Source organism: Rahnella sp. P4_A8, assembly GCF_056402435.1.
Map to the genome: position 1 here is coordinate 39,922 of NZ_JBFUHK010000021.1, position 16,246 is coordinate 56,167.

Annotated in this window: 15 protein-coding genes and 2 tRNA genes; 10 read left to right on the forward strand and 7 right to left on the reverse strand. The window is 54.2% G+C overall.

Annotation, left to right across the window (positions count from 1 at the left end; all coding sequences use genetic code 11):
* Positions 1-117: 117 nt before the first annotated feature.
* Entirely contained in the window at positions 118-1,311 is a 1,194-nt protein-coding gene (rlmI, locus tag AC1DUO_RS12910) for a 23S rRNA (cytosine(1962)-C(5))-methyltransferase RlmI (protein ID WP_015689626.1), read from the reverse strand.
* Positions 1,312-1,409: 98 nt separating this feature from the next.
* Here rlmI and yccX point away from each other — a divergent pair, with 98 nt between their 5' ends.
* A complete protein-coding gene (gene yccX, locus AC1DUO_RS12915) occupies positions 1,410-1,688 on the forward strand; it encodes an acylphosphatase (RefSeq protein WP_121019475.1) in 279 nt (92 codons plus the stop codon).
* 6 nt (positions 1,689-1,694) lie between these two features.
* Here the strand turns inward: yccX and tusE are convergent, their stop codons facing one another.
* Positions 1,695-2,024 (reverse strand): sulfurtransferase TusE, encoded by a 330-nt coding sequence (tusE, locus tag AC1DUO_RS12920; RefSeq protein WP_013574887.1) that lies wholly within the window; start codon positions 2,022-2,024, stop codon positions 1,695-1,697.
* Positions 2,025-2,131: 107 nt separating this feature from the next.
* The gene (gene yccA / locus AC1DUO_RS12925; protein ID WP_015689627.1) at positions 2,132-2,797 is read right to left on the reverse strand and encodes an FtsH protease modulator YccA; all 666 of its coding nucleotides are present in this window, start codon (positions 2,795-2,797) and stop codon (positions 2,132-2,134) included.
* 389 nt (positions 2,798-3,186) lie between these two features.
* On the opposite strand from yccA, the gene AC1DUO_RS12930 reads away from it, so the two are divergent.
* Positions 3,187-3,274, forward strand: a tRNA-Ser gene (locus tag AC1DUO_RS12930).
* A gap of 195 nt (positions 3,275-3,469) precedes the next feature.
* Positions 3,470-3,557: transfer RNA gene (locus AC1DUO_RS12935), tRNA-Ser, on the forward strand.
* Between the two features lie 80 nt (positions 3,558-3,637).
* Here the strand turns inward: AC1DUO_RS12935 and AC1DUO_RS12940 are convergent.
* Complete coding sequence (locus tag AC1DUO_RS12940) at positions 3,638-4,555, reverse strand: AraC family transcriptional regulator (RefSeq protein WP_013574889.1); 918 nt, start codon at positions 4,553-4,555, stop codon at positions 3,638-3,640.
* 137 nt (positions 4,556-4,692) lie between these two features.
* Here AC1DUO_RS12940 and AC1DUO_RS12945 point away from each other — a divergent pair, with 137 nt between their 5' ends.
* The 5 genes from AC1DUO_RS12945 (at position 4,693) to AC1DUO_RS12965 (ending at position 11,519) form a co-directional block, all read left to right on the forward strand.
* Positions 4,693-5,589 (forward strand): SDR family oxidoreductase, encoded by an 897-nt coding sequence (locus tag AC1DUO_RS12945; protein ID WP_449632282.1) that lies wholly within the window; start codon positions 4,693-4,695, stop codon positions 5,587-5,589.
* A gap of 198 nt (positions 5,590-5,787) precedes the next feature.
* Positions 5,788-6,876 carry an ABC transporter substrate-binding protein gene (locus AC1DUO_RS12950; protein WP_448311717.1) on the forward strand — a complete coding sequence of 363 codons (1,089 nt, stop codon included), beginning with the start codon at positions 5,788-5,790 and terminating at the stop codon, positions 6,874-6,876.
* A gap of 87 nt (positions 6,877-6,963) precedes the next feature.
* Entirely contained in the window at positions 6,964-8,733 is a 1,770-nt protein-coding gene (locus tag AC1DUO_RS12955) for an ABC transporter permease (protein WP_013574892.1), read from the forward strand.
* Positions 8,726-9,796, forward strand: coding sequence for an ABC transporter ATP-binding protein (locus tag AC1DUO_RS12960; RefSeq protein ID WP_013574893.1), 1,071 nt, complete (start codon positions 8,726-8,728; stop codon positions 9,794-9,796). The genes AC1DUO_RS12955 and AC1DUO_RS12960 overlap by 8 nt, the downstream gene beginning before the upstream one ends.
* Positions 9,797-9,893: 97 nt before the next feature.
* The gene (locus tag AC1DUO_RS12965; protein ID WP_449632283.1) at positions 9,894-11,519 is read left to right on the forward strand and encodes a methyl-accepting chemotaxis protein; all 1,626 of its coding nucleotides are present in this window, start codon (positions 9,894-9,896) and stop codon (positions 11,517-11,519) included.
* Positions 11,520-11,526: 7 nt separating this feature from the next.
* Here AC1DUO_RS12965 and AC1DUO_RS12970 read toward each other — a convergent pair whose 3' ends face one another.
* On the reverse strand, positions 11,527-12,126 hold the full coding sequence (locus AC1DUO_RS12970; protein WP_112151752.1) for a cupin: 600 nt from the start codon (positions 12,124-12,126) through the stop codon (positions 11,527-11,529).
* Between the two features lie 241 nt (positions 12,127-12,367).
* Here AC1DUO_RS12970 and osmE point away from each other — a divergent pair, with 241 nt between their 5' ends.
* Complete coding sequence (gene osmE / locus AC1DUO_RS12975) at positions 12,368-12,700, forward strand: osmotically-inducible lipoprotein OsmE (protein WP_013574896.1); 333 nt, start codon at positions 12,368-12,370, stop codon at positions 12,698-12,700.
* Between the two features lie 41 nt (positions 12,701-12,741).
* On the opposite strand, the gene AC1DUO_RS12980 is transcribed toward osmE, so the two are convergent.
* The gene (locus AC1DUO_RS12980; RefSeq protein WP_013574897.1) at positions 12,742-14,469 is read right to left on the reverse strand and encodes a potassium/proton antiporter; all 1,728 of its coding nucleotides are present in this window, start codon (positions 14,467-14,469) and stop codon (positions 12,742-12,744) included.
* Positions 14,470-14,663: 194 nt separating this feature from the next.
* On the opposite strand from AC1DUO_RS12980, the gene AC1DUO_RS12985 reads away from it, so the two are divergent.
* The gene (locus tag AC1DUO_RS12985) at positions 14,664-14,858 is read left to right on the forward strand and encodes a hypothetical protein (protein WP_037036572.1); all 195 of its coding nucleotides are present in this window, start codon (positions 14,664-14,666) and stop codon (positions 14,856-14,858) included.
* Between the two features lie 50 nt (positions 14,859-14,908).
* Here the strand turns inward: AC1DUO_RS12985 and AC1DUO_RS12990 are convergent, their stop codons facing one another.
* A complete protein-coding gene (locus tag AC1DUO_RS12990) occupies positions 14,909-16,222 on the reverse strand; it encodes an NAD(P)/FAD-dependent oxidoreductase (RefSeq protein WP_477987552.1) in 1,314 nt (437 codons plus the stop codon).
* Positions 16,223-16,246 lie beyond the last annotated feature (24 nt).

Sequence of the window (16,246 nt, forward strand, 5' to 3'; positions counted from 1 at the left end):
CAAAAATAATTCATTAATCTCTATATGGAGATAAAACGGGCTATTTCAAGTTTTGACCACGTAATCTGCTTAAAATTCGCGGGCGTGCCGCCGCAACAGCACACCGTGCTTATTTTGTCAGTTCATTACCAGGCAGGCGAACCCTTTCAGATATAGGCCTTCAGGGTAAGCGCCGGTCACCGGATGGTCGGCTGCCTGACGGAACTGCTCGACGAACTGGATCTCACGACCGGCATCCAGCGCCGCATCAGCCAGAATTTTCTGGAATAAATCCGTTGGCAACAATCCGGAGCAGGAGAAACTCAGCAGAATCCCCCCCGGACGTAACAGTTGCAACGCCAGCATATTAATGTCTTTGTAACCACGGCAGGCGCTTGCCAGCTGGTTTTTGTTCTCAACGAATTTCGGCGGATCCATCACGATCATATCGAACTGCTGGCCTTCGGTGCGGTATTTGCGCAGCAACTGGAACACGTCTTCACGCACGAATTCTGCTTTCGACAGATCCAGTTTATTCAGTTCAACGTTCTGACGGGCCACGTCGAGCGCTGCCTGGGAGGTATCCACGTTGGTGACTTTTGTACAGCCGCCCATCAGCGCAGACACCGCGAAAGCGCCGGTATAAGAGAAACAGTTCAGAACGTTGCGGCCTGCGGCATAATTACGTGCGGCAAGGCGGCTGTCACGCTGGTCAAGATAGAAACCGGTTTTGTGACCTTCTTTAATATCCACCAGCAGGCTCATTCCGTGTTCCTGAATCGGCAACAAGGCAGGAGGCTCGTCGCCAAATACGTGTCCCTGAGCCAGTTCCAGCCCTTCTTTTTTACGCACGGCCACGTCGGAACGATCCCAGATTGCACATTCCGGATAGCAATGTTGCAGTGCAGCAATCAGCGGGGCACGCTGATATTCCGCACCGGCTGACAGCAATTGCAGCACCAGGAAATTCTGGAAGCGGTCGATAGTGATACCTGGCAGGCAGTCGGATTCCCCAGCAATCAGGCGGTAACCGTCCAGTCCGTCGCGCTTAGCGATATAATCGCGCCAGCTCTGCGCCTGTTGTAAACGGCGGATGAAGAACGCGATATCAATGTCTTCATCTTGTTTGAATGTCCAGACGCGCGCACGGATCTGCGAGGACGGCGAATAGGCGCCGCGCGCCAGCCATTTTCCCTGACTGTCTACAATATCTATAGTCTCGCCGGAATTGGCTTTACCTTCGATGCGCGAAACCGCGCCGGAAAACACCCACGGGTGGCGACGAAGAAGTGATTTTTCACGGCCTTTGGCCAGAATTAAACGTGCAGTCATAAAATTAGGTTCTGTCGGTTCGGAGACAAAAAAGAGCGACATTGTCCGGTCATGCAGGTCAAATTGCAACGAACCATACCGCTAACGGAGAGAATATTATGGCAACAGTCAGTATAGCCGCCTATGTGTACGGCATGGTGCAGGGCGTCGGTTTTCGTTTTGCGACCCAGCATCAGGCCACCGGTCTCGGTCTGAGCGGTTACGCGAAAAATCTTGAGGATGGCAGCGTCGAAGTGGTGGCGTGCGGAGAGCAGGAGAAAGTAGATCAGTTGCTAGCCTGGCTAAAGCAGGGCGGGCCGAAACATGCACGTGTTGATCGCGTACTGAGTGAACCGACCGCGCCTGGCAATTACAGCGATTTTAAAATCAAATACTGAAATCTTTCACAAGCACTTCACCGGTTTCGGCAGGCCCGCAATTTTGGTTGCCTGTTTGGCCGGACCTTTCGGGAACAGCCGGAACAGATAGCGGCTGTTGCCTTTCTCTTCGCCATATTTCTGCGCCATTGCTTTCACCAGCATGCGTACGGCGGGAGAAGTATTGAATTCGAGGTAAAACTCGCGCACAAACCGCACGACTTCCCAGTGGGCGTCAGTCAGAACGATCCCTTCTTCTTCCGCCAGCAGCGGCGCCATGCCTTCCTGCCACTCCTGACTGTTTTTCAGGTAACCCTGAGCGTCGGTTTCAATAACCTGACCTTCAAACTCCAGCATACAACCTCAAACCTGTAAAAATGCGGCAGTTAGTTTAGCAAAAACGCCGGTCAGACAAAATAAAAAGCCCCGCACGCAGGCGGGGCTTCGATCCACTTCAGGCTTTATCAGTTACGTGATGACAGGCCCAGAATGCTCAGCAGGCTGACAAAAATGTTGTACAGCGAGACATACAGGCTGACGGTCGCCCGAATATAGTTGGTTTCGCCGCCATGAATAATATTGCTGGTTTCCCACAGGATTGCGCCTGCGGAGAACAAAATAAACAGGCAACTGATCGCCAGTGACAGCGCAGGAATTTGCAGGAACAGGTTAGCGATAACCGCCACCAGCAGCACCACAAAACCTGCCATCATCATGCCGGACAGGAACGACATATCTTTGCGCGTGGTCAGCACATAGGCTGAACAGCAGAAGAACACCAGCGCAGTGCCGCCCAGTGCCAGCATAATAATGTCACCGGCACCGACGGAAAGCAGCGAACTCAGCAGTGGCCCCAGCGTATACCCCATAAAACCGGTCAGCGCGAAGGCAGATAAAATACCCGCCGGGCTGTTGGCTGTGCGGTAGGTCAGAAACATCAGGCCATAGAAGCCAACGATGGTCAGCAGAAAACCGGGGGACGGCAATCTCAGAACCGTACTTGCTGTCGCAGTAATCGCGGATACGCCCAAAGTCAGTGCTAACAGGAAATAAGTATTACGCAGCACCCGGTGCGTGCTTAGCAACGAGCCAGCGCGTGATGATGACGAAGATGCAACGATACGATCCATGCGGTTCATAATAAAATTCTCACTTAAGCCCTTCATACTTTGTGTCGCAGATGCGTTGGCTTCGCCCGGTCACCCGAATCACTTACCTGCGTAAGCTCATCGGGACTCCCTCTCTTGCCGCCTTCCTGCGACCCAAATTATTTTGGGTATCTAATTGGAGTCGGTGAAAATACAAACAGGTTGCAGTGTAAGTAGTTGCGGTGCGTCATTAAAGACGTTTTACCCTTCTTTACCTGCCCGGAGCGGGGCACGGCGCGGTATCCTGACGTCAAAATCACCGAAATGATGCTTAAATCGCCGCTTGCGAACCGAATGCCTGTTTTTCAGGCAATCAGAACAGAATCAGGCTTTACAAGCGGATCGGCACTGTTTATAGTTCGCTTCGTTGCGGAGGGGTGGCCGAGCGGCTGAAGGCACCGGTCTTGAAAACCGGCGATGGGAAACCATTCGAGAGTTCGAATCTCTCCTCCTCCGCCATAAACAACACAAGAAAGCTGCTAAGCAATTAGCGGCTTTTTTTGTCTCTGTCATTTATGCCCGACTTTGTGTACGCGGTTTAAATGCTCATAAAATCAACAAACTAGACTGAAAATAATATTTGCATCTTTTTTCCGGTCTTGTATACTACGCCCCGTACTGAACGACTGAGGTCGTAACGTACTTGTTGTTTACGGAGGGGTGGCCGAGCGGCTGAAGGCACCGGTCTTGAAAACCGGCGATGGGAAACCATTCGAGAGTTCGAATCTCTCCTCCTCCGCCATAAACAACACAATAAAGCTGCTAAGTGATTAGCGGCTTTTTTTGTATCTGAAATTCCCCCTTTGCCCCTCCACTTATTCTTCAGACGGCTTCTTTCTGCCCGTATTGCCTTGGCGAACATCCCAGTGTGCGTTTGAACGCCGTACTGAAAGCACTTTCTGATTCGTACCCAAGCGAAAGCGCCACGGCTGATACCGGTTCTTTAGTATTCGCCAGCCGGTCGCCAGCCAGCAACATCCGCCAGCGCGTCAGGTATTCCAGCGGCGCACTGCCCACAGCCTGTTTGAATTTTTGAGAAAATACAGAACGCGACATACCCGCCCGTTCTGCCAGCGTTTGCACCGTCCAGCGCTGCGCCGGGTTTTCATGCATTGCATTCAGCGCTTTGGATAACTGCTTATCGGCCAGTGCGGCAAACCAGCCGCTGGTTTCACCTTCCGGCGCGTTATCGACGTGCATCCGCAGCGCCTGTACCAGCATCATGTGCGCCATATGCTGCGCAATAAGCAAGCCGCCGGGACGCTGGTCACGCAGTTCCTGCATCATCCGTTCAACCGCCCAGCGCAGGCTGGCTCTGTCGGATTCTTTTGAGATATGCACCACCGGCGGCAGCATCGCCAGCAGGGTAGAGGCGTTTGCGCCGCTGACCGCAAACCGGCTGCCGGTGAGGAAGAAATCCTGGCCGCCGTTACAGGAAACCGTTCCGCCATCCTGCGCCTGCTGGAAAATGGGCCCGGCATCGACGGACGGAAGGCTAAGATCGCTGGCCAGCCGGAACGGGCGTCCGCTGGGTAACACAAAGCAGTCTCCTGCTTTCAGATGCACTGCGCCTGGCACGGAATCGACTGCCAGCCAGCATTCACCGCGAATAATCGCGTTACATTTAATCGACTGATAATGGTCGGGAAATTGCACCGACCAGGCGCCTCCGGCTTCAAAACCTTTGGACATATAACTGCGCGGCTTCAGCAGTGATAACACATCAGAAAGAGGGTCCATCAGCGACTCCGGACGATTGCAAAGATAATGCGGACATTAGCGCATAGATCGTCTTTCCTCCAGCCCCTATATTTTATGACGTAAGTCCTGGGCTTTTGTAGCCACGACAGGTTTAGCCAACAACGGGGAAATTCGCAATGCGTGTATTTGTGACAGGTGCAACAGGTTTTGTCGGTTCTGCGGTGGTTCAGGAATTGCTGCGGGCCGGTCATCAGGTGCTGGGGCTGGCCCGTTCGGATGCCTCGGCGCAGGCGCTGACCGAAGCGGGTGCCGGTGTTCATCGCGGCAGTATTGAAGATCTTGAGAGCCTCGCATCCGGCGCCGCGCAGGCCGACGGGGTGATCCACATCGCGTTTATCCATGACTTTTCGAAGTTTCTGGAAAATTGTGAAAAAGACCGGCTGGCGATTGGCGCATTAGGCGCTGCGCTGAAGGGCACCCATAAACCGCTGATCGTCACCTCCGGCACGGCGCTGGTGAACAATGGCCGTCTGGCTACGGAAAATGATTTACCCGATCCGTACGGGCAAAATCCTCGCGTGGCGTCCGATCTTGCCGTCGCTAAACTGGCAGAGCAGGGCGTGCGGGTGTCACTGGTGCGTCTCCCGCCATCGGTGCATGGCGCGGGCGATCATGGATTTGTGCCGCTGCTCATTGCGCTGGCGCGGGAAAAGGGGGAATCAGCGTATCCGGGGGCGGGGGATGGCGAAAACCGCTGGCCGGCGGTGAACCGTTTTGATGCCGCGCAAGTGTTTGTGCTGGCACTGGAGAAGGGCGCGCAGAATGCGATTTATCACGCGAATGCAGAAGAAGGTGTGCCATTCCGTGAGATTGCCACCCTCATCGGTAAGCACCTGAACCTGCCAGTGGTGAGTAAAAACGGGCCAGATCTGGCGACACATTTTGGCTGGTTTACCCATTTTGCCTCATTAAATAATCCGACCTCAAGTCAGATCACCCGCGATATTTTGGGCTGGAAACCCGTACATCAGGATTTACTGACCGATATTGATACCGCCGGATATTTTAAATAATCCCCGTTTTCTGTCCTTAAAAACAGGCCATTCAGAGGGCCTGTTTTGCGTTTTCCACCGTGGTTTTTATGGTGTTAATTGCTTAAAAAACGCCACGAATCACAAATCGGGAAGATAAAAACGTTACCCTATTGCCTGTCCGATGTTATGCGTTATGTTGATTTTTAGTTTCCCAAATGTAACTAGAGGTTAACAATAATGTCGAATAAATTACGTATCTCTCTGATTGCTCTGGCTGTAATGATGTCTTCCTCTGCAATGTCTGCATTACCTCAAGGCTACCCGGCTGACTATCAAAAAATCGTCGATGCGGCGACTAAAGAAGGCAAAGTCGTGGTCTATTCCACGACTGACACCAAAGCCGCTGGCCCGCTGATCCAGGGCTTCGAGGCGACGTATCCGGGCATTAAAGTCGAATACAACGACATGAACAGCACCGAGCTGTACAACCGTTATATCAGCGAACAGGCGGCGGGCGGCACCAGCGGCGACGTGGTCTGGAGTTCCTCGATGGATACCGCGCTGAAACTGGCGACCGACTACGCGCAGGAATATAAATCCCCTGAACAGGGGCAACTGCCAAAATGGGCAGTGTGGAAAGAAAAAGCCTACGGCACGACGTATGAACCGGTAGTGTTTATCTATAACAAACGCCTGATCCCGGCCGGTGATGTGCCTGATTCCCATGCGGCACTGGCAAAACTGATCGCCAGCCAGACCGAAAAGTTCAACAAAAAAGTCACGACTTACGATATTGAGAAATCCGGTCTCGGCTTCATGCTGTCCGTACAGGATTTCAAAGCCGATCCGAATTATTTCAAGACGCTGGCGGATGTGGCCAAAGGCGGCTTAGCAGTGCAATCCTCTACCGGCACCATGATGGAACGTGTCTCTTCCGGCGAAAACCTGATCGGCTTTAACATCCTGGGTTCCTACGCCGAAGCCCGCGCTAAAACTGACCCGTCACTGGGGATTTCTTATCCGAAGGATTACACCCTGGTGCTTTCCCGCGTTTCCTTCATCAGTCAGGAATCGAAAAACAGCAACGCGGCCAAACTGTGGCTTGACTATGTCTTGTCCGAGAAGGGGCAGAGCATTCTGGCCAATCAGGCTGACATTCCCTCCATCCGTAACGATATCGAAGGCAAAAATGATATCGATGGTATGACCAAAATGCTGGGCAACGCGCTCAAACCCATCCCGGTGGATGAAACCCTGCTGGAATACCTGCAACAGAAAAAACGCCTGGATTACATCAAACAGTGGCGTACCGCTGCTGCCAAGTAGTGACATATTGAAGCGCGTCACTTTCCGCCGCGCTTCCTTTTTCCTGCCTGATTTCGCTCTCCTTGTTTCTAACCGAAGGGAAGTAACATGAATGCATTGCGCAGAAAGTGGCAGAGCCTGCCGCGCGGCATTGTGGTGTTGATAACGGCGCTGGTTATCTACATTCCGTTGTCGTTCATCGTGATACAGAGTTTCCTCTCCGCGCCGTTCTTTTCGCCGTCGAAAGAATGGAGCCTCGAATCCTTTGGATTCATCTTTACTGATCCGGATTTCTACAAGGCCCTGAAAAGCGGCTTTATTCTGGCCTTCGGGCTGGTGGTCATCGCCATCCCGCTTGGCGGTATTCTGGCGTTCCTGATGGTGCGTACGGATTTGCCGGGCAGACGCGTGATTGAACCGCTGATCCTGGTGCCGATTTTTGTGTCGCCGATGGTATTAGGTTTCGGTTACGTGGTGGCCGCCGGACCGGTCGGGTTCTTTTCACTGTGGGCACAGGCGATCCTCGGTTTCGTGCCGTGGAACATCTACGACATGTCGAGCATCGTGGTGATTGCCGGTCTGACGCATGTTCCTCACGCCTATCTGTATATCTCCTCGGCGTTGCGCAGCGTCGGGTCGGATGTTGAGGAAGCCGCGCGAACCGCAGGCGCCTCGCCGTTACAGGTGATGACGGCGGTCAGTCTGCCGATGGTGCGCCCGTCGATTCTGTACGCCACCGTTTTGCTGTTCTTCCTCGGGCTGGAAGTGTTCGGCCTGATGCTGGTACTGGGTGACCCGGAAGGCAACATGGTGCTGGCGACCTATCTTTATCAGCTGACCAACAAACTTGGTACGCCGTCTTATCATCTGATGGCTGCGGTTGCCGTGGTGCTGATTTGTATCACTATTCCGCTGGTGATGTTGCAGCGCCGCCTGATGCGTACCGCCAACCGCTTCGTGACGGTGAAAGGTAAAGCGTCGCAGGCGCGTGCTTTACCGCTTGGAAAATGGCGCTGGGTGGCCGGGGCTGTGGTGGCGTTCTGGCTGACGGTGACCATCGGCGTTCCGCTGATTGGTGTGATGCTGCGTGCATTTATCTCTAACTGGGGCGTCGGGGTTTCCATCTGGGATGAACTCTCGCTCAACACGTTCCGCACTATCTGGGAACAGCCGAACCTGCTGCGCGCTATCGTCAACTCGATGGCCATTGGCGTCATTGGTGGCGCGCTGGCAGTGGCCTGTTATCTGTTTATCGGTATTGCGATGCACCGTAAACCCGACGGCGTCACCCGTTTCCTTGATTACAGTGTACTGGTGCCGCGTGCGGTGCCGGGGCTGCTGGCCGGTCTGGCCTTCCTGTGGGTGTTCCTGTTCCTGCCGATGTGGCTCGATAACGCGCTCAAATCCGGCTGGCTTTCTGGCATGCCGTGGTCACAGTGGTTGCGCGATAACCTGGTGGTCTGGTTGCGATCGTTGCGCAGTACGATTTTCAGCGTCTGGCTGGCGTATACCGTGGTGTGGATGGCGTATGGTCTGCGGCTGATTTCCTCGACACTGTTGCAGGTCGGGCCGGAGCTGGAAGAGGCGGCGCGCAGTACCGGGGCGACCCGCGGGCAGATCACCCGCCACGTTACCATTCCGCTGTCGCGTTACGGCCTGATTGGCTCGTGGCTGCTGATGTTCCTGATTTTCGAGCGTGAATATTCCACCGGTGTCTATCTGCTGTCGCCGGGTACGGAAACCATCGGCTCGATGCTGGTTTCCCTGTGGGCGGCGGGCGCCATTGATATTGTTGCCGCGCTCTCCTTTATTAACATCCTGCTGGTGGTGTTAGGTCTGGGTATTGCCCTTCGTTTCGGAGTGAAATTACATGATTGAATTATCTGTCGACAATCTGCACCTGACTTATGGTGATAATCCGGTGCTGAAGGGCGTTTCCATGGATCTGAAACGCGGCGAAGTGGTGTCATTGCTCGGGCCTTCCGGCAGCGGAAAAACCACCTTGCTGCGTGCCGTCGCCGGGCTGGAAAAGCCGGTGAAAGGCACTATCGTCATTGGCAAAAACAAAGTTTATGACGGCACACCGCGCAGCGAAATTCCGGCCGAAGAGCGCAATCTCGGGCTGGTGTTTCAGTCTTACGCCCTGTGGCCGCATAAAACCGTGTTTGAGAACGTGGCGTATCCGCTGAAATTACGTAAGGTTTCGGCGGGTGAAATTACCCGGCGCGTACAGGATGTGCTGAATCAGCTGGGCCTCGGGCATCTGGGCAAGCGCCACCCGCATCAGCTTTCCGGCGGTCAGCAGCAGCGCGTGGCGATTGGCCGTGCGCTGGTCTACAACCCGCCGGTGATTTTGCTCGATGAGCCGCTGTCAAACCTGGATGCCAAACTGCGTGAAGAGGCGCGGGTGTTCCTGCGCGAACTGATCATTAAACTCGGACTGTCGGCGCTGATGGTGACGCATGACCAGAATGAAGCGATGGCGATTTCTGACCGTATTCTTTTGCTCAACAACGGCAAAATTGAACAGCAGGGTACGCCGCAGGAAATGTACGGTTCGCCGAAAACCCTGTTTACCGCAGAATTTATGGGCAGCAACAATCGTCTGCACGGCAAAGTCACCGAAGTGCGTGAGGGTAAAGCGCGTATCGAAGGCAGCGACTGGGTGCTGTGGGGGCTGGCGGGTGAGGGGGTGCAGGCCGGGCAAGAAGGGACGGCGGTGATCCGCGTCGAACGGGTGGTGCTGGCCGACGGGCCGGGCGAGAATCAGCTGGAATTACCGCTTCTGACCAGCATGTATCTCGGTGACCGCTGGGAATATCTGTTCCGCACAACTGGTGATGATTTTGTGATCCGAGCTTACGGCACCGATGTGCGCGACCCGCAGCATTGCCGTCTGGCACTTCCCGAAAACCATGTGTGGATCTTCCCGAAACAATAAGTAATCGCAGGGAGCGGTTCAGCGCCGCTCCCTGAAATACTTCTGTCATTTCCCGCGAGTAAAATTCTGTTTCTTCTCTAAATAATGCAGAATAATCATGAATTTAACTTCTCGTTCACTTATTGGTAAAATGCCATTCAACAGATTGTTTCGATCGGGTTTCATCAAACGTCCGCGGGGGATCCTTTTCGGGGTAATTTGCGTTATCGCCCTGTTTTCTGCTTTGCAAATCTTCTCCACCGTGGTGCTCACCAAAATCCTGCAGGATGCACATAACAACGTTATTGCCACCGAAAGTCTGCGTCAGCAGCAAGCCGTCATGGATAAAGCCCGTATGGAACTGCTGATGGCCAGCGACAAACTGAACCGTGCCGGTATTTATTACATGCAGGATAAAGAAACCGGCTCGGTCGGGAGCTGGAACAGCCTGATGGAAGAATCGCTGGGTTCGCTTGCCGCGTCGCAAAAAGCGTTTGCACAATTCGAAGGTATGACGAAAAACGCCGATACGGCTGCCACCGAGCTGAAATCCAGCTATCAGATGTTCTACGACGGCTTGCGGGAACAGGCGAACGGTCTGCAAAAGAACAACAATATCGATTCCTTCTTTGAAGTGCCGGTCCAGGCGTTTCAGGATGACTTCAGCCAGAAATATTATGCTTATCTGGCGGTTAATGAGCACACAGCGGTGTCCCTGAGCGACCGCTTACTCAATGCGCTGACGCAGGCGAAAACGCTGTTTATGGGCGCGCTGGTCATTCTGGCGGTGATTGCGGTGCTGGTCTGGCGCGGTGTGTCTGCGTGGATTATCCGTCCGTTGCAACGCATGATCGGGCACATCAGCGTGCTGGCTGCCGGGGATTTATCGCGCGATGTCGAAGATGACCACGCGCGGGTGATTGAAGTCCGCGAGCTGGGTGTCAGCCTGCGCAACATGCAGCGCGGCCTGCAAAAACTGGTCAGTGAAGTGCGCGATGCCTCCTCGCATATCATGATCAATATCAATCAGATGGCAAAGGGTAACGAGGAATTATCGGCACAGGCCGCCATTCAGAGCGAAGAACTCAGCGCTGCCACTGAACACATCACCCATCTTAATGAACGTGTGAAAGAAAACGCCGCCTATGCGTTGCAGGCCAGTCAACGCGCCGAGCAGGCGAAAGGCGTGGCGACGCGCGGCGGGGAAGTGATGGGGCAGGTGGATACCGCGATGAAAGAGATTGTCAGCCAGTCTTCAGAAATGAGCAGTATTGTCTCGATGATCGACAGCGTGGCGTTTCAGACCAATATTCTGGCGCTGAATGCGGCGATTGAAGCGGCGCATGCCGGACAGCACGGACGCGGATTTGCGGTGGTGGCGAAAGAAATCGGTCTGCTGGCGCAAAAGAGCAGCCATTCGACGCGCGGCATTCACCAGCTGATTGATGATTCCGTGCAGCAAATTGATCGCGGTTCGGCATCCGTTACGGTGCTGGGGCAAAGTCTGGAAGAGATAATTCATATCTTCAACGGCCTGAGCACGTTAGTCAGTGAGATTTCGGCAGCGACGTTGTATCAGGGGCAAAGTGTTCACGATGTCTCCGAACGCATTACCGCGCTTAATCATGTGACGCTGCAAAACGGCAAACTGGCGGATCATGCGGCGGCATCTTCCCAGCAGTTGCTGGACCAGTCGCAGCGTCTGGAAAAAGCCGTGGCGCGGTTTGCCCTGACCGCCGCGTGATGCCCGGTTATTTCTGATGCCACACCAGCATGCTGCCTTCGCTGTGTCCGGTCACCGGATCCGTCGCGGGCAGCGGGACGGCGTTCACCGCTTTGGTGCGAGCCGCCAGTTGCGGCAATTCGTCATGGCATAAATCGGCTTTGATGCCCGGCGGATACGCGCCGACCAGCATAAAATCGTCATCGGCAGAAATCTGTTTATGGCCGATTCCGGCCGGAAGCAGTAACACATCGCCGACTTTCACTTCGATAATATTGCCGTGTTCGCCGCCCAGTTGCAGCTTCGCCGTACCGGCAAAAACACCCAGCACTTCAGGTGTGTTGGAATGAAAATGCGTAAAGGTATAGACGGGATAACGCCACTGCGGCGGCCAGCCGTTGGCGCGGAAAAGGTGTTCGAGATAGTCGGCATTATCGGGGGTATCAGGCGGAATGACGCGGTGATAAATCAGCACCGGTAACGTATTATTCGGCACACCGCCGTCGGGTTTATCAATCCGCAGAGTATCCATGGCAACCTCCCGGGGAGTCGCGAAGCCCGTTTGGGGTATCGGCATCAGGGCTATAACACCCAGCAAAGTCACAAACCGGCGTCGATCCAAATGCATCAGTAATAGCTCCTTGTCGAGCAATCAATGGCTTACCTCTTTCATGTATAGATCAAAAAGCCCTGAATATCTTCTTTTTGCACACATAAAAATGCATGTCAGGCAGCGCTAAAAATCTCCATTCCGGTTATCAGAAAAAACTTAAAATATGGTGCAATTAATAAATAGAAGTCATATCGGCTGGCTAAATCCCTTATGTCTTCTATGCTTAACAATACAAAAATACTCAGGAGGAGAAGTTATGAACAAGAAAATGTTACTTGTGGTTGCTACAGCAGTTTCGGTACTGGCAGGGTGTCAGACTTATGACCGTGCGGCGAGTTACGTTAAAGAACCGGTAGTCAGCGATGTGAAAGTCGGGATGACGAAATCGCAGGTTCGTGCCATTGCAGGACCACCGTCAACGGAAGCGACGCTGATCCACGCCAAAGGGACTTGTCAGACTTATGCGGTCGCCCCGCGTGATGGTAAAGCACAGACCTACTTCGTCAGCTTTAACGACACCGGTCATGTCATGAACAAAGGTTATCAGTCCTGTTCAGACTACGACAAAGACCCGCAGGCTGCTCAGTAATACGTTTTCCTTCCCCTCGTGAGAGGGGAAGGAGCCGGAATTTAAGCCTTCTGCGTCACAATCCTCACGCCGACTTTACTCACCCGATTTCCTTCCATTTCCGCAATCGTCCACGTCAGTCCGTCCCATTCGATATGGTCACCGATCACCGGTTCGCCTCCGAGCAGCTTAATGACGAAATGTCCCAGGGTTTGCGACTGATCCACGGTGTCTTCCAGATTCAGGCCATATAACTGAGAAATCGCATCCAGCGGGGCATCGGCCTGCAGAATGAAATCACCGAAGAAACGATCATCAAGCACCACTTTATTGCTGTCGCTGAACAATTTACCCAGCTCCGGTAAATCTTTTTCCTGTCCGATGACACACAGAATATCGCCTTCCTTCAGCCGCGTACTGCCGGTCGGATGCAGCATCTCTTTGCCACGGAACAGCGCTGCAATCCGTGTCGCCTGCGGCATTTGCAGATCACGCAGTGCCGCGCCGACGCACCATTTATCGGAGCCGAGCTGATACACGAACTGTTCCCAGTCGTTATACACATCGATATCCAGACCGACGCGGGAAATCGGCGTCGGTTGCGGCGGCACCAGCACTTTGGCTTTTTTGGCCGCAAAGCCTAATGACGTCCCCTGAAGCAGCAAGGAGACCAGCACGATAAAGAAGGCGACATTAAAATACAGCGTGGCATTAGGCAGTCCGGCCATCATCGGGAATACCGCCAGAATGATCGGTACCGCACCGCGCAGGCCAACCCACGAGATAAAGAAGCGTTCGCGCAGGGTAAAGTTTTTGAACGGGATCAGGCTGACAAACACCGACAGCGGACGTGCCAGCAGGATCATCCACAATGACAGCGCCAGCGCCGCGATGGCAATCGGCAACAGATCGCTGGGCGTCAGCAGCAAACCGAGCACCAGGAACATACCAATCTGGCTGAGCCATGCCAGCCCGTCGAAGGTTTGCAAAATACCGTGACGGTTGCGGATGGGCATATTGCCGAGCATCAGGCCGCACAGATACACCGCCAGAATGCCGCTGCCTTCCAGTGACATGGTTGCCGCGTACACCAGCAAACCACCGCTGAACGCCAGCAGCGGATACAGCCCGGCCGCCAGCGTAATCTTATTAATCAGCTTGTGCAGCAGCCAGCCGCCGCCCACACCAAACACAATGCCGAGGCCAAACTGGCGCACCACATCCACCACAAACATCAGGCTCAGGCCGTGTTCACCTTTGGAAATCATGTCGATCAGGGTGATGGTCAGGAATACCGCCATCGGGTCGTTGCTGCCGGATTCAATTTCCAGCGTGGCGCTGACACGTTCGTTCAGACCTTTACCGCCAATCAGCGAGAAGACGGCTGCCGCATCGGTTGAACCGATAATCGCGCCAATCAGTAAACCCTGCATCAGGTTGATATTGAATAACCACGCGGCGGCCAGCCCGGTCAGACCGGCGGTAATCAGAACGCCGACCGTCGCCAGCGACAGCGCGGGCCACAGGGCAACACGAAAGGAAGAGGCGCGGGTACGCATGCCGCCGTCGAGCAAAATCACCGCCAGCGCCAGGTTGCTGACCAGATAGGCGGCGGGGTAATTATCAAACGCAATGCCGCCAATTCCGTCGATGCCTGCCAGCATGCCGATCGCCAGGAAAATGACTAAAATAGGGATGCCAAGCTTAGAAGAGAACGAACTGAGCAAAATGCTCGCTGCGACTAACAGGGCGCCAATAAAGAAAAGAGTATTAATCGTGCTGGCGTCCAAGAGCGTTCTCCTTGTAAGGCATGAGTGGTGCGGGGGCGTGCGGTGTCGTCATCAGTGACAATACCTCTAATTTATCAGGAAAATGAGCGCGTTGCTGAGGTCATTTAGGATTTTTATTAGTTGCACTTAAGAATAAAAAACTATGCTTAAAGATGAGCGATGTCTACGTGCAGTTCATCAAAAAGGAAACCACAATGAGTGAATTTACCGGTGTACACCGTGAGGTGATGAAAGATGGCGCGATCAAACATGTGCTTATCCGCGACGCACAAGGCAATGAACAGTCGATTGCGGCAAAAGATTACATTTCGCAAGGGATCGAGCCAGATCTGAATGAGTTGCCCGAAGTCGGCACTGACAGCGAATTTCCGGTGGCGGGTAAAGGCTGACACAGGGATTTCCCCGCAGTTAAACTGCGGGGCTTTGCAGGATGAAAGGATTACACGCCCAGGCGGTCGCGCAGGGAATAATACGCCGCGCCCAGCATGGTAAATGGCACCTGGAAATTGCGGCCACCGAAGAACGGCATATGCGGTAAACGGGCGAACGCATCAAAACGTTCGGCGTCTCCGCGCAGCATTTCGGTGATGAGCTTCCCGGCCAGATGCGTCAGCGTCACGCCATGCCCGCTGTCACCCTGCATGTAATAGATGTTATTTTCCAGCCGGCCAAATTGCGGCAGGCGCGATAACGTCAGCAGGAAATTGCCGCCCCAGCGGTAATCAATCTTGACGCCTTTAAGCTGCGGAAAGGTGCGGTTAAGTTTGGGCAGGATCACCGAATCGATATTCGGCGGATTTTTACCGCCGTAGGTCACACCGCCGCCGTACAGCATCCGGTTGTCAGCGGTGAGACGGAAATAATCGAGCAGATAATTGCAGTCTTCGACGCAGTAATTGTTGGGCAACAGTGAGAGTGCCATGTCATCCGACAGGGGTTCTGTGGCGACAATCTGCGAGCCACACGGCATGCTGAGACGCGTGAGGCGCGGCGCAAGCTGCTGACTCAGATAGGCGTTGCCCGCCAGAATCACATATTTGGCGCTGACCTGACCTTTGGCCGTGTGCACTAACGCCGGTTCGCCGTGGTCAATGCGCGTGACTGCCGATCCTTCAAATATGCGCCCGCCATGACGCCGCACCGCTTCGGCTTCGCCCAGCACCAGATTCAGCGGATGAAGGTGGCCGCCATTTTTATCCAGCAGCCCGCCGACGTAACGGTCGGTGGCGATTTCGCGCCGCACGGCGGTTTCATCCAGCAGGGTCAGTTCAGTATGGCCGTAACGGTTCCACAGTTTTTGCTGGTCGCGCAGTTTCGAAAGCTGGCGTGCACTCAGCGCGGCAAAAATACAGCCGGGGCGATAGTCACAGTCGATGRCATACTGATCGATGCGCTGACGGATGATGTTCGCCCCTTCAAACATCATGCTGCCGAGCATATCAGCGGTCTGCCGTCCGTAGCGGTCTTCAATCACATCAATATCGCGGCTGTAAGAGTTGACCACCTGCCCGCCGTTACGCCCGCTGGCGCCCCAGCCGACCCGTGCGGCCTCAAGCACCACCACATCGTAACCGGCCTCACACAGATATAAAGCAGAAGAAATGCCGGTAAAACCGGCACCGACAATGCAGACATCGCACTCAATATTGTCTGTCAGTTCCGGCCACGGGGCGTGGTCGTTGACAGAACTGGCGTAATAGCTGTCGGTGTGCGGCACACCGGCAGCGCGGGGACTTCCTGTTTGAGCAGTCATGATGACATCCTTCTTCGGGTTCCC

What these genes read in the sequence shown, in the direction of transcription:
- rlmI (WP_015689626.1), bottom strand. Translation starts at nt 1,311, where the DNA reads ATGACTGCACGTTTAATTCTGGCCAAAGGCCGTGAAAAATCACTTCTT.
- yccX (WP_121019475.1), top strand. Translation starts at nt 1,410, where the DNA reads ATGGCAACAGTCAGTATAGCCGCCTATGTGTACGGCATGGTGCAGGGC.
- tusE (WP_013574887.1), bottom strand. Translation starts at nt 2,024, where the DNA reads ATGCTGGAGTTTGAAGGTCAGGTTATTGAAACCGACGCTCAGGGTTAC.
- yccA (WP_015689627.1), bottom strand. Translation starts at nt 2,797, where the DNA reads ATGGATCGTATCGTTGCATCTTCGTCATCATCACGCGCTGGCTCGTTG.
- AC1DUO_RS12940 (WP_013574889.1), bottom strand. Translation starts at nt 4,555, where the DNA reads ATGGACCCTCTTTCTGATGTGTTATCACTGCTGAAGCCGCGCAGTTAT.
- AC1DUO_RS12945 (WP_449632282.1), top strand. Translation starts at nt 4,693, where the DNA reads ATGCGTGTATTTGTGACAGGTGCAACAGGTTTTGTCGGTTCTGCGGTG.
- AC1DUO_RS12950 (WP_448311717.1), top strand. Translation starts at nt 5,788, where the DNA reads ATGTCGAATAAATTACGTATCTCTCTGATTGCTCTGGCTGTAATGATG.
- AC1DUO_RS12955 (WP_013574892.1), top strand. Translation starts at nt 6,964, where the DNA reads ATGAATGCATTGCGCAGAAAGTGGCAGAGCCTGCCGCGCGGCATTGTG.
- AC1DUO_RS12960 (WP_013574893.1), top strand. Translation starts at nt 8,726, where the DNA reads ATGATTGAATTATCTGTCGACAATCTGCACCTGACTTATGGTGATAAT.
- AC1DUO_RS12965 (WP_449632283.1), top strand. Translation starts at nt 9,894, where the DNA reads ATGAATTTAACTTCTCGTTCACTTATTGGTAAAATGCCATTCAACAGA.
- AC1DUO_RS12970 (WP_112151752.1), bottom strand. Translation starts at nt 12,126, where the DNA reads ATGCATTTGGATCGACGCCGGTTTGTGACTTTGCTGGGTGTTATAGCC.
- osmE (WP_013574896.1), top strand. Translation starts at nt 12,368, where the DNA reads ATGAACAAGAAAATGTTACTTGTGGTTGCTACAGCAGTTTCGGTACTG.
- AC1DUO_RS12985 (WP_037036572.1), top strand. Translation starts at nt 14,664, where the DNA reads ATGAGTGAATTTACCGGTGTACACCGTGAGGTGATGAAAGATGGCGCG.